Origin of the sequence: Amycolatopsis sulphurea (assembly GCF_002564045.1) — a bacterium.
In the GTDB taxonomy this organism is placed as follows: Bacteria; Actinomycetota; Actinomycetes; order Mycobacteriales; family Pseudonocardiaceae; genus Amycolatopsis; species Amycolatopsis sulphurea.
Map to the genome: position 1 here is coordinate 1,551,095 of NZ_PDJK01000002.1, position 12,466 is coordinate 1,563,560.

14 protein-coding genes are annotated in these 12,466 nt (G+C 66.5%); 2 read left to right on the forward strand and 12 right to left on the reverse strand.

What is annotated here, in order from left to right:
• Nucleotides 1-25: 25 nt before the first annotated feature.
• From rpsS to ATK36_RS13250, 12 genes are all read right to left on the reverse strand, one after another.
• Nucleotides 26-307: a 30S ribosomal protein S19 gene (gene rpsS, locus ATK36_RS13195; RefSeq protein WP_003102083.1), complete on the reverse strand. Its 282-nt coding sequence runs from the start codon at nt 305-307 to the stop codon at nt 26-28.
• A gap of 18 nt (nt 308-325) precedes the next feature.
• Nucleotides 326-1,162, reverse strand: a complete 837-nt coding sequence (rplB, locus tag ATK36_RS13200) for a 50S ribosomal protein L2 (protein WP_098511608.1) — start codon at nt 1,160-1,162, stop codon at nt 326-328.
• 15 nt (nt 1,163-1,177) lie between these two features.
• Entirely contained in the window at nt 1,178-1,489 is a 312-nt protein-coding gene (rplW, locus tag ATK36_RS13205; protein ID WP_098511610.1) for a 50S ribosomal protein L23, read from the reverse strand.
• Nucleotides 1,486-2,175 (reverse strand): 50S ribosomal protein L4, encoded by a 690-nt coding sequence (gene rplD, locus ATK36_RS13210; RefSeq protein ID WP_098511611.1) that lies wholly within the window; start codon nt 2,173-2,175, stop codon nt 1,486-1,488. Before rplD ends, rplW begins: the two co-directional genes overlap by 4 nt.
• 2 nt (nt 2,176-2,177) lie before the next feature.
• A complete protein-coding gene (rplC, locus tag ATK36_RS13215) occupies nt 2,178-2,828 on the reverse strand; it encodes a 50S ribosomal protein L3 (RefSeq protein WP_098511613.1) in 651 nt (216 codons plus the stop codon).
• 32 nt (nt 2,829-2,860) lie between these two features.
• Nucleotides 2,861-3,166, reverse strand: a complete 306-nt coding sequence (gene rpsJ, locus ATK36_RS13220; RefSeq protein WP_098511615.1) for a 30S ribosomal protein S10 — start codon at nt 3,164-3,166, stop codon at nt 2,861-2,863.
• A 538-nt stretch (nt 3,167-3,704) separates the two neighbouring features.
• Entirely contained in the window at nt 3,705-4,898 is a 1,194-nt protein-coding gene (gene tuf / locus ATK36_RS13225) for an elongation factor Tu (protein ID WP_098511616.1), read from the reverse strand.
• A gap of 165 nt (nt 4,899-5,063) precedes the next feature.
• Nucleotides 5,064-7,163: an elongation factor G gene (fusA, locus tag ATK36_RS13230; protein ID WP_098511618.1), complete on the reverse strand. Its 2,100-nt coding sequence runs from the start codon at nt 7,161-7,163 to the stop codon at nt 5,064-5,066.
• Nucleotides 7,164-7,226: 63 nt separating this feature from the next.
• Complete coding sequence (gene rpsG, locus ATK36_RS13235) at nt 7,227-7,697, reverse strand: 30S ribosomal protein S7 (protein ID WP_007031033.1); 471 nt, start codon at nt 7,695-7,697, stop codon at nt 7,227-7,229.
• Nucleotides 7,697-8,071: a 30S ribosomal protein S12 gene (gene rpsL / locus ATK36_RS13240; protein ID WP_003102113.1), complete on the reverse strand. Its 375-nt coding sequence runs from the start codon at nt 8,069-8,071 to the stop codon at nt 7,697-7,699. The genes rpsG and rpsL overlap by 1 nt, the downstream gene beginning before the upstream one ends.
• A 369-nt stretch (nt 8,072-8,440) precedes the next feature.
• The gene (locus ATK36_RS32205) at nt 8,441-8,593 is read right to left on the reverse strand and encodes a hypothetical protein (RefSeq protein ID WP_098511619.1); all 153 of its coding nucleotides are present in this window, start codon (nt 8,591-8,593) and stop codon (nt 8,441-8,443) included.
• Between the two features lie 427 nt (nt 8,594-9,020).
• Nucleotides 9,021-10,088, reverse strand: a complete 1,068-nt coding sequence (locus ATK36_RS13250) for a LacI family DNA-binding transcriptional regulator (protein ID WP_098511621.1) — start codon at nt 10,086-10,088, stop codon at nt 9,021-9,023.
• A gap of 117 nt (nt 10,089-10,205) precedes the next feature.
• Here ATK36_RS13250 and ATK36_RS13255 point away from each other — a divergent pair, with 117 nt between their 5' ends.
• Nucleotides 10,206-11,513, forward strand: coding sequence for an MFS transporter (locus ATK36_RS13255; RefSeq protein ID WP_098511622.1), 1,308 nt, complete (start codon nt 10,206-10,208; stop codon nt 11,511-11,513).
• Between the two features lie 25 nt (nt 11,514-11,538).
• Nucleotides 11,539-12,393, forward strand: coding sequence for a carbon-nitrogen hydrolase family protein (locus ATK36_RS13260; protein WP_170069715.1), 855 nt, complete (start codon nt 11,539-11,541; stop codon nt 12,391-12,393).
• The last annotated feature ends 73 nt before the right edge of the window (nt 12,394-12,466 follow it).

Genomic DNA, 12,466 nt, shown 5'->3' on the forward strand with positions numbered 1-12,466 from the left:
TTCCCTTGTCTTTTCTCGTGCCCGCTCAGCGGCGGCGCGACTTGCGGTCGTCCTTGATGTGACCCTTGAAGGTCCGCGTCGGGGCGAACTCGCCCAGCTTGTGACCCACCATGGCCTCGGTGACGAACACCGGGACGTGCTTGCGGCCGTCGTGCACCGCGATCGTGTGCCCGAGGAAGTCGGGGATGATCGTGGAGCGGCGCGACCAGGTCTTGATCACGGTCTTCTTGCCCGATTCGTTCAGCGCGTCCACCTTCTTGAGCAGGTGGTCGTCCACGAACGGGCCCTTCTTAAGGCTGCGTGGCATGTGCTTCTACCTCCCTGCTCAGCGCTTGTTCTTGCCGGTACGCCGGCGGCGGACGATGAGGGCGTCGCTCGGCTTGCGCTTGCGCGTACGTCCCTCGGGCTTACCGTTCGGGTTGACCGGGTGGCGACCACCGGAGGTCTTCCCTTCACCACCACCGTGCGGGTGGTCGACCGGGTTCATCACGACACCGCGGACCGTGGGGCGCTTGCCGCGCCAGCGGTTGCGGCCGGCCTTGCCCCAGTTGATGTTGCCGTGCTCGGAGTTGCCGACCTCGCCGACCGTGGCGCGGTTGCGCACGTCCACGTTGCGGATCTCGCCCGAAGGCATCCGCAGCTGGGCGTACGGCCCGTCCTTGGCCACGAGCTGCACGCGCGCACCGGCGGACCGGGCGATCTTCGCGCCGCCACCGGGGCGCAGCTCGATCGCGTGGATCACGGTGCCGACCGGGATGTTGCGCAGCGGCAGGTTGTTGCCCGGCTTGATGTCCGCGCGCGGACCGTTCTCGATCGGGTCGCCCTGCTTCAGCTTGTCCGGGGCGATGATGTAGCGCTTCTCGCCATCGGCGTAGTGCAGCAGCGCGATGCGCGCGGTGCGGTTGGGGTCGTACTCGATGTGCGCGACCTTGGCCGGCACGCCGTCCTTGTCGTGGCGACGGAAGTCGATCACGCGGTAGGCGCGCTTGTGGCCGCCACCCTTGTGCCGGGTGGTGATCTTGCCCGAGGAGTTCCGGCCGCCCGTGCCGCTCAGCGGACGCAGCAGCGACTTCTCCGGCGTGGACCGGGTGATCTCGGCGAAGTCCGAGACGCTCGAACCGCGACGACCCGGGGTCGTCGGCTTGTACTTGCGGATGCCCATTGTCAGCTCAGTCCTTTACGCGGTGGGTCCGCCGAAGATCTCGATCGCCTTGCTCTCGGGCGAAAGAGTCACGATGGCGCGCTTGGTGTCCTTGCGCTTGCCGAAGCCGGCGCGAGTCCGCTTCCGCTTGCCCTGGCGGTTGGCCGTGTTGACACTGACCACCTTGACGCCGAACACCTTCTCGACCGCGATCTTGATCTGGGTCTTGTTGGCGTCCGGACGCACGATGAACGTGTACTTGTGGTCCTCGAGCAGCCCGTAGGACTTCTCCGAGATGACCGGCGCGAGCAGGATGTCGCGGGGATCCGGAATGGCGATCGAGCTCACTTGTCGTCACTCCCTTCCGCAACTTCGCTTTCGCGCGCCACGGCCTTGGCACCCTTGCCCCGCACGGGACCGGCGACAAAGGCTTCGTAGGCAGCCCTGGTGAACACGACGTCGTCGTTGACGAGCACGTCGTAGGTGTTGAGCTGGTCGGCCCAGATCAGGTGGATCTCGGGCAGGTTCCGCAGCGAAACCCAGCTCAGCTCCTCGCCGCGGTGCAGCACCACGAGCACGCGCTTGGCCTGGGTCACCCCGGCGAGCGCGGTCTTGGCGGCCTTGGTCGAGGGCTTCTCGCCGGTGACCAGTTCCGTCACGACGTGCAGCTGCCCGGCGCGCGCCCGGTCGGAGAGGGCACCGCGCAGGGCGGCGGCCTTCATCTTCTTCGGGGTGCGCTGCGAGTAGTCGCGCGGCGTGGGGCCGTGCACGACGCCACCACCGGTGAACTGCGGGGCGCGGGTCGAACCCTGCCGCGCGCGGCCGGTGCCCTTCTGCCGGTACGGCTTCTTGCCGCCACCGGAGACCTCGCCACGGGTCTTCGTGTCGTGCGTGCCCTGGCGCGCGGCGGCCTGCTGGGCCACCACGACCTGGTGCATCAGCGCGATGTTGGCCTGCACGTCGAAGATCTCCGCGGGGAGTTCGAGCGTGCCGTCGGCTTTACCGGCCGGGGTCTTCAGCTCGACGCTGGTCATTCTCAGTTACCACCCTTCGCGGCGCTGCGCACGAACAGCAGGCCGCCCTTGGGACCGGGCACGGCGCCCTTGATCAGCAGCAGGCCGTCCTCGGCACGCACCGCGTGCACGGTCAGGCCCTGCGTGGTGACCCGGTCGTTGCCCATCCGGCCCGCCATCCGCAGGCCCTTGAACACGCGGCCGGGAGTGGCGCAGCCACCGATCGAGCCCGGCTTGCGGTGCACGGCCTGCGCACCGTGGCTGGCGCCCTGGCCCTTGAAGCCGTGGCGCTTCATGACACCGGCGTAGCCCTTGCCCTTGCTGGTACCGGTCACGTCGACCGAGGTACCGGCGGCGAACACCTCGGCGGTGATCTCCTGGCCGACCTCGTAGGTCTCCGCGTCGGTGGTGCGCAGCTCGGCGAGGAACCGCCGCGGCGTCACGCCCGCCTTGTCGTAGTGACCGGTGCGCGGCTTGTTCACCTTGCGCGGGTCGATCGCGCCGAACGCCAGCTGCACGGCCGTGTAGCCGTCCTTGTCCTGGGTCCGAACCTGGGTGACCACGTTCGGACCGGCCTTGACGACGGTCACCGGGACGACCCGGTTCTGCTCGTCGAAGACCTGGGTCATGCCGAGCTTCGTGCCCAGGATGCCCTTTACCTGCCTGTCAGACATGAGAGTCTCTTATCTCCGCCGCTCGCCGCGCTCTACTGGATGTTGACGTCGACGCTCGCCGGGAGGTCGATGCGCATGAGCGCGTCCACCGTCTTCGGCGTCGGGTCGAGGATGTCGATCAGACGCTTGTGCGTGCGCATCTCGAAGTGCTCGCGCGAGTCCTTGTACTTGTGCGGCGAGCGGATGACGCAGTAAACGTTCTTCTCGGTGGGCAGCGGCACCGGCCCGAGAACCCGGGCGCCGGTGCGCGTGACCGTCTCCACGATCTTGCGCGCAGAGCTGTCGATCGCCTCGTGGTCGTAGGCCTTGAGCCGAATGCGGATCTTCTGTCCCGCCATAGTGGCTGCGTTCCTTGTCGTCTCGTGCCGCGTTATCTCGTCAACCCGGGCCGGAGCCTGGGTTTCAGCAGTTCAACGGCCCTGTCCCCGGTCCACGCGGTCGGGCGTGTCGCGCCCGCCGCACAGACGGATCCCTGAGGATCGTCGTCTTGCCTGGTCTTCCTCAACGTGAGGAGGCCGCGGGCCGGCATGCCGTCCCTACTGGCCTGTGCCCGCCAGCCGCACCCGAAGGAAGCTCCACGGACCGTGGCCACTCGCGCGGGGGCGGCCGATCCCGCCGGTGTGCACCGGAAAGGATTCGGCCGCCCTGCAGCGAGCAACCTGAATAGTGTCGCACACGTGATTTGACGCCCCAGACCCGGGGGTGTATCGGCCCTTCGGCGAGGCCCGCGGCATTGCTGCCGACGGGCCACCGCCGGGGGTCCGGGGGCTTGCCCCCGGCTGGGGCGTGGGGGCTTGGCCCCACACAACACCAGACGCGATAACGACTCACGCTCTCGGTGAGCACAGCTCACCCGATCGAGTCAGAGGCGCCGCATCACTTGTTGATCTTGGTGACCTGGCCCGCGCCGACGGTCCGGCCACCCTCACGGATGGCGAACCGCAGACCCTCGTCCATCGCGACCGGCTGGATCAGCGCGACCGTGATGTCCGTGTTGTCGCCCGGCATGACCATCTCGGTGCCCTCGGGAAGGGTCACCACGCCGGTCACGTCGGTGGTGCGGAAGTAGAACTGCGGACGGTAGTTGTTGAAGAACGGGGTGTGACGGCCACCCTCGTCCTTCGACAGGATGTAGACCCGGCCCTCGAAGTCGGTGTGCGGGGTGGTCGTGTTGGGCTTCACCACGACCTGGCCGCGCTCGACGTCCTCGCGCTTGATACCGCGCAGCAGGAGGCCGACGTTGTCGCCCGCCTGGCCCGAGTCGAGCAGCTTGCGGAACATCTCGACGCCGGTGACCGTGGTCTTGGTCGACTTCTCGCGGATACCCACGATCTCGACCTCTTCGTTCACGTTGACCTGGCCGCGCTCCACCCGGCCGGTCACCACGGTGCCGCGGCCGGTGATGGTGAAGACGTCCTCGATCGGCATCAGGAACGGCTTCTCGAGTTCACGCACCGGGTCCGGCACGTTGTCGTCGACGGCGTGCATCAGCTCGAGCACGGCCTGCGACCACTTCTCGTCGCCCTCGAGCGCCTTGAGGCCGGACACGCGCACGACCGGCGCGTCGTCGCCCGGGAACTCCTGCGAGGACAGCAGTTCGCGGACCTCCAGCTCGACGAGCTCGAGGATTTCCTCGTCGTCGACCATGTCGGACTTGTTCAGCGCCACGACGATGTAGGGCACACCGACCTGACGGGCGAGCAGCACGTGCTCGCGGGTCTGCGGCATCGGGCCGTCGGTCGCGGCGACCACCAGGATCGCGCCGTCCATCTGGGCGGCACCGGTGATCATGTTCTTGATGTAGTCCGCGTGACCGGGCGCGTCCACGTGGGCGTAGTGCCGCTTCTCGGTCTGGTACTCGACGTGCGAGATGTTGATCGTAATACCGCGCTGCTTCTCTTCCGGCGCGTTGTCGATCTGGTCGAACGCACGGGCCTCGTTCAGCTCCGGGTACGCGTCGTGCAGAACCTTGGTGATCGCCGCGGTCAGCGTGGTCTTGCCGTGGTCGACGTGACCGATGGTGCCGATGTTGACGTGCGGCTTGCTCCGCTCGAACTTCGCCTTCGCCACTGGAATGTCCTCCTGGACTGGATTTCGCTTGGTGCGCACCGGCCGACGTGGCTGCCGGCCGGCGCTCTGTTTGACGCCGCCTCCGCGGGAAGACCTACGTCGGCGGATTTCTCGTCGGTGCTGCGGACGTTCAGGAGCTTTCCTGTGCCCGCGTGCGGCCGGGGATTACTCTCCGGTCGCCTTCGCGATGATTTCCTTCGCGACGTTCGCGGGAACCTCGGCGTAGGAGTCGAACACCATGGAGTAGTTCGCCCGGCCCTGGGTGCGGGACCGCAGGTCACCGACGTAACCGAACATCTCCGACAGTGGGACCAGTGCCTTCACGACACGGGTACCGGCGCGCTCCTCCATGGCCTGGATCTGGCCACGGCGGGAGTTGAGGTCGCCGATCACGTCTCCCATGTAGTCCTCGGGAGTCGTGACCTCGACGGCCATCATCGGCTCGAGGATGACCGGACCGGCCTTCCTCGCGGCTTCCTTCATCGCCATCGAACCGGCGATCTTGAACGCCATTTCCGAAGAGTCGACCTCGTGGTACGCGCCATCCAACAAGGTGAACTTCAACCCGACGAGCGGGTAGCCGGCCAGCACGCCGTACTGCATGGCGTCCTGGGCGCCCGCGTCGACCGACGGGATGTACTCCCGCGGCACGCGGCCACCGGTGACCTTGTTGTCGAACTCGTAGAGGGCACCGTCGGTGCGCTCGAGCGGCTCCAGCTTCACGATGACCTTCGCGAACTGGCCGGAACCACCGGTCTGCTTCTTGTGGACGTAGTCGAGTTTGTCCACCGTCTTCTTGATCGTCTCACGGTAGGCCACCTGCGGCTTACCGATGTTCGCCTCGACCTTGTAGTCGGACTTCATCCGGTTGACGAGCACCTCGAGGTGCAGCTCGCCCATGCCGGCGATGATCGTCTGGCCGGTCTCCTCGTCCAGCTTGACCTGGAACGTGGGGTCTTCCTCGGCCAGCTTCTGGATCGCCAGGGAGAGCTTCTCCTGGTCGGCCTTCGTCTTCGGCTCGATGGCCACCCGGATGACCGGCTCCGGGAAGGTCATCGACTCAAGCACGATCGGGTTCTGCGGGTCGGCCAGGGTGTCCCCGGTGGTGGTGTCCTTCAGGCCGATGACCGCGTAGATGTGGCCGACCTGGGCGTCGTCGACCGGGTTCTCCTTGTTGGAGTGCATCTGGAAGATCTTCCCGATGCGCTCCTTGCGCTCCTTGGTCGCGTTGACGACCTGGGCGCCGGCGGAGACCTTGCCCGAGTAGACCCGGATGTAGGTCAGCTTGCCGAAGAACGGGTGCGCGGCGATCTTGAACGCCAGCGCCGCGAACGGCTCGTCCACCGAGGCCTTGCGGCTGACCGCGGTCTCGCCGTCGGGCAGCAGGCCCTCCACGGCGGGCACGTCCAGCGGCGAGGGCAGGTAGTCGATGACCGCGTCGAGCATGGGCTGGACGCCCTTGTTCTTGAACGCGGAACCGGCCAGCACCGGGAACGCCGCACGGGTGATCACGAGCTTGCGGATGCCGGACTTGATCTCGGCCTCGGACAGCTCCTCACCCTCGAGGAACTTCTCCATCAGCGCGTCGTCGGTCTCGGCGACGGCCTCGATCAGCTTCTCGCGGTACTCCGCGGCCCGGTCGGCCAGGTCGGCCGGGATGTCCTCGACGGCGTAGTCCTCGCCCTTCTGGACCTCGCCCTTCCAGACCAGTGCCTTCATCCGGACCAGGTCGATGACGCCCTCGAACTCGTTCTCGGCACCGATCGGCAGCTGGATGGCCAGCGGCTTGACCCCGAGCCGATCCTCGATCGTCTTGAGGGTGTAGTAGAAGTCCGCACCCAGCTTGTCCATCTTGTTGACGAAGCAGATGCGCGGGACGTCGTACTTGTCCGCCTGCCGCCAGACCTGCTCGGACTGCGGCTCGACGCCTTCCTTGCCGTCGAACACGGCGACCGCGCCGTCGAGCACCCGCAGGTTGCGCTCCACCTCGACGGTGAAGTCGACGTGCCCGGGGGTGTCGATCAGGTTGATCTGGTGGTCGGCCCAGAAGGTGGTGGTGGCAGCCGAGGTGATGGTGATCCCCCGCTTCTGCTCCTCCTCCATCCAGTCCATGGTGGCGGCGCCGTCGTGGACTTCGCCGAGCTTGTAGTTGATCCCGGTGTAGAACAGGATCCGCTCGGTGGTGGTGGTCTTGCCGGCGTCGATGTGCGCCATGATCCCGATGTTGCGGACCTTGTTCAGGTCGGTCAGCACGTCACGTGCCACGAGAATGTTCCCCTGTCTCAAGCGTGGGGCCCGGCATGGCTTGCATCGGCAGCCGGGCGGTAATCACCAGCGGTAGTGCGCGAAGGCCTTGTTCGACTCGGCCATCTTGTGGGTGTCCTCACGACGCTTGACGCTGGCGCCAAGGCCGTTGCTCGCGTCCAGCAGCTCGTTCTGCAGCCGCTCGATCATCGTCTTCTCGCGGCGGGCCTGCGAGAAGGAGACCAGCCAGCGCAGCGCCAGCGTGGTGGAGCGGCCGGGCTTGACCTCGATCGGCACCTGGTAGGTGGCACCACCGACGCGGCGGCTCTTCACCTCGATGGTGGGCTTCACGTTGTCGAGCGCGCGCTTGAGCGTGACGACCGGGTCGGTGCCGGTCTTCTCGCGGGCGCCTTCCAGCGCGCCGTAGACGATGCGCTCGGCCAGGGACCGCTTGCCGTCCTTGAGCACCTTGTTCACCAGCTGGGTGACCAGCGGGGAGGCGTAGACGGGGTCGGAGATCAGCGGCCGCTTCGGCGCGGGACCCTTGCGAGGCATTAGCTCTTCTCCTTCTTCGCGCCGTACCGGCTGCGCGCCTGCTTGCGGTTCTTCACACCCTGGGTGTCGAGGGAACCGCGGATGATCTTGTAGCGAACACCCGGCAGGTCCTTCACCCGGCCGCCGCGCACGAGCACCATCGAGTGCTCCTGGAGGTTGTGACCCTCACCAGGGATGTATGCGGTGACCTCGATACCGCTGGTCAGCTTCACACGAGCAACCTTGCGCAGGGCCGAGTTCGGCTTCTTCGGGGTCGTGGTGTACACGCGGGTGCACACGCCACGACGCTGCGGGCTCCCCTTGAGGGCCGCGGTCTTCTGCTTGGCAGCCTTGTCCTGGCGGCCCTTGCGGACCAGCTGCTGGATCGTGGGCAATGGACCAGCTTTCTGTCGCGATCTTGCTTCTTCGTGTCTTCACCGGCCCCCGCGGTCGGGCGTGTCGGCCCGTGTCACGGTCTCTCGACCGGTAACTTCCCGGAGGGATTTTCCGTCGGATCCCCACGTGGACGAGGCCGGTGAACCGGGTGCGCAAGCACCCCGCTCATGCCCAACGGCACGCGGAGCGGCCCGACGCCTGCCGGGCACGGTCTCCAAAGATACCCGGCCACTGCGCGCAGGGTCCGGGCGGGGGTCGCTACCGGCGGCGACCGGCCATCGTAACCCCGGATCGGGGGCCCGCGCGGCGGTGCCGCGCGGGAAATCCATACAGGAATCCACGGGGCAGAACGCCGAGCGGTACCCCGGCTATTCCTCGTCCGGCTTCGCGTGGTCGGGGTACCCCGGGTTCGGGTCCCGGGAGAGGTCGATCAACGGGTGCACCCCGGCCCCTTCCGGCGCGGCGTGGCTGCCCCTGCGCTTCGTCTCCCCCTGCGGCTCGGCGTTCGCGCTGCCGTCCATGACGCACTCCTCGTTTCGGTTTCCCCTGCCGGAGGCACGGTACCGGGCACCGAAATGACCGGACGGCCTCCCCGAGACAGAGTGTCGGCAAAGTCGGTGTCGGCAAAGTCTGGCGTGAAGGGCCCTCCGCAGGCCGCGGAGGTCTGTGAAGGGGCCCTTCACGGACTCTGAGTCTGTGAAGGGCCCCTTCACAGACCCGAAACCGGCCCGGGGACCGGCCTCCGCGGGGTGAGGGGACGGAATGGACGATCACCGAGGTCGCGGCCACGGATCCGGAAGCCGCGAAGATCATCCGGGGGTACCTCGCCGACGTGGTCTCGCGGTATCACCGGTACCTCGCCCGACCGGCCGAAGTGGACACCGCACGTGGCACCAGGAGACGACCGGGCAGCGCGAGAGACTCCTTACCGCGGAGGAGAATCCGGTATCAATCGCCGGTCGAGGCGCGCCACTCGATGACACCCTTGAGCGGCTCCTGATCAGGCGCGGGCTGCCGGCCGTCCAGCTCGTCGAAGAGAAGGGCGACCGCCCGCCCGCCGAGTTCCTCGATCGGGGCCTGCAGGCTCGTGATCGCCGGCTCGTGGGATCGGGTGTAGCCGCTGTCGAGCAGCGACGCGATCATCAAGTCCTGCGGAATTCGCAGCCCGAGCTTCTGCGCAATGTCGGCGACGCCGGCGGCGAAGCGGCCCGCGGAGGTGACTACCGCATCGGGTCGATCCGGCCGGGCGAGATACGGCTCCACCAGAAGCCGCGCACCCTGTACGCCCTCGCCTTCGTAGAGTTCTTCGACCAGTGGCGACCGCCCCCGTCGCTTGCTCCAGTCAAGGAATACTTCGCGGGAGTAGCGGGTCCAGGCGTTGTTCTCCTTGCCGACGATCGCGAGAATGTTGCGCGCGCCCCGCGCTTCGAGCCCGTCGAGGATTCTTGTCATCCCGTCCGCGTGGTCGAGTGCGGCAACCCAGGGCAGGTCGGGTCGATCGGGGTCCTCTTCGATCATCACCGTGGGAAGGTTCCGCTCCAGCAGCTCGTCGACCACCGGGTCACTGCCGTAGGGGCCGGCGACGATGTACCCGTCGACCGGGACCTGGCGCAGTGATGCGTCCCCGAAGGACGGCACGAGGACCAGCGCGCAGTTCCGCTCCACCACGTGGACAGCGATCGCCCCGATGAGGCGGACGATGGTCTCGGTTCCGCTGATCGAGCCCGCGATCGCGTCCCGGGGCCGGAGCACGAGCCCCACCAGGCCGGAACGGCCCAGCTTGAGGGACTGCGCCGACGGGTTCGGCGAGTACCGAAGCTCCTCGGCTGTTTCGAGCACGCGGCGTCGCGTCTCCTCGGAGATCGGGCGCTTGCCGGAGAACGTGTGCGAAACCGTGCTGACCGAGACGTTGGCACGCTCGGCAACATCGCGAATCGTCACCCGGCCACGTCGCCTCGGGCTTCCCATCTGCTCGAACTCCTCACCGGAGACGGTCTCCAGGGCGGGTCTTGACATCCACCCGGACCGACCTTACCGTACCCGTCAAAACGTTTTGACGGCCGTAGCCCCCACCCCGGCCGCCTCGGCTCGAGACAAAGCTCAACGCGGAGGTTTGCTGTGACGGATGTTTCAATGCGGAAGCGAGCCGTCGGCTCGGCGGCGATCGGCCAGTTCGTCGAGTGGTACGACTTCGTCGTATACGGCTATCTTGCGGTCACCATCGGCAAGCAGTTTTTTCCCGCGACCGACCCGGTCGCCGCACTCCTGGCGACATTTGCCATCTACGGAGTCGGCTTTTTGATGCGCCCGCTGGGCGGGTTGCTGTTCGGCCATATCGGCGACCGCCGAGGCCGCCGCAACGTCCTGTCGACGATCATTCTGCTGATGGGTGCGGCAACCGCCGGGGTCGGCATTCTCCCCACCTACGCGGTGATCGGCATCTGGGCACCTGTGCTGTTGCTGGTCTGCCGGTTGATCCAGGGGCTCTCGGCCGGCGCGGAACTCATCGGCTCGAACACGCTGGTGTCGGAGTATTCCGATCCGCGAAGACGTGGCTTCCTGGTCGCCCTTACCTCGGCGTTCGCGGCAGTCCCGCCGATCTTCGCGGCGCTCTTCGTTCTCCTGCTGCAGAACGTCATGACCTCCGCCTCGTTCGCAGCGTGGGGCTGGCGGATCCCCTTCCTGCTCGGCGGCGCCATGTCACTCGTCGGCCTCTACATGCGCCGCCGGCTCAACGAATCGCCCGTCTTCGAGGAAGCTCGCGCCCGAGAAAAGGTTACGCGCGCTCCCTTTCGCGAGGTGTTCACCCAATTCAAGCGTTCACTTTCCGTCACCTTCGCGATCGCGGTCCTCTCCGGCCTGGGCTTCTACATGCTCAGCGGCTATATGTCCAGCTACCTGACGGTACAGGTCGGCATATCCTCGAACAACGCGCTGCTGTCCAACAGCATTTCCTTCGTCGTCGTGTTCATCTTGACCATCGTATCCGGCTACTTGTCGGATCGATGGGGAAGGAAGCCGGTACTGACGGTCGGCACGGTGCTGATGATCATCATGCCGATCCCCGCCTTCCTGATCGCCGGCGGAGGCACTCTGTGGTCCGCCGCGTTCGGCCAGTCGCTGATCGCCATCGGCGTCGGGATCTACGGCGGCACAGTCGGCTCGATATTCATCGAATTGTTCCCCAGCCGGGTGAGGTTCACCGGCGGTGCGATCGGATACAACGCCGCGTACGTGTTGTTTGCCGGAACAGCACCGTTCCTGAGCACCTGGATGATCTCCCGGACGGGGAACAATCTGGCACCTGCGTTCTATATCACCGGCGTAGCGATAGTGGTACTGATCGTGACCTTCTTCCTCAAAGAGACCGCCGGCATTCCCCTGAACCAGATCGACGAAGAGTCTCGCCCAGCACGCAATCTGGTCGAGAATCCCAGCTGAGCAGAGACCAGAAATGGAGATGACCGTGAACGAATTGACCATCGGGTGCGTCCAGTTCAGGCCGATCGAAGGAGACAAGGCCGGCACCGTCAAACTGGCACTCTCCCTGATCGACCGGGCCGCGGCACGCGGTGCGCAGCTGATCGTGTTGCCGGAAGTCTGGACCGGCACCGGCTTGGCCACCTATGAGAAGGGGGACTTCAGCGACATCGCGGAGCCCGTCGAGGGGCCGAGCGTCCAGGTGCTGCAGGAGCGCGCCCGTCACCTTGGCGTCTACATAGTCGGCTCCTCGTTCACCCTGATCGACGGGCGATACCACAACATCGCGCCGGTCATCGGGCCGGACGGGATTGTGGGTTCGTACTCCAAGACCCACCTTTGCGACGCCCCCGGTCGTGCCGACATTCCGAAGCCGTTCATGGAGTCGGACAATATCGTCCCCGGATCCGACCTGCCGGTGTTCGAGACGGACTTCGGACCGCTGGGTATTTCGATCTGCGCGGATCTGCGCTGGCCGGAGGTCTATCGCGTGCTCGCGCTCAAGGGCGCCCGGATCATTTTGTGCGTAACCGGATTCCTCAGCCCGCGCCTCGACCACTGGGAGTTCCTGCTCCGTGCCAGGGCGACCGAGAACCAGGTGTTCGTGGTGGGCTCCGGTATGACCGGGATCGATCCGACCAGCGGTGTCTCGTTCGTCGGACGGTCGATGATCGTGGATCCGTGGGGCGTTCCGGTGGCCATCGCGTCGGACGGCGAAGGAATCGTCACCACGACCATCGATCTCGATCTCGTCGATCAGGTTCGAGAAGCGTTCCCCCTGCTGACAAAGCGTCGGCCGGAACTGTACGGCGCCATGGTCGAGGAAGGCCTGCCGCGCTAGCGGGTCTTCGAGAACCCGGGCGAGGAGCGGATCTGCGGGTTCCTCGCCCGGGTCGTCTTCGCCGGCCGGCTTC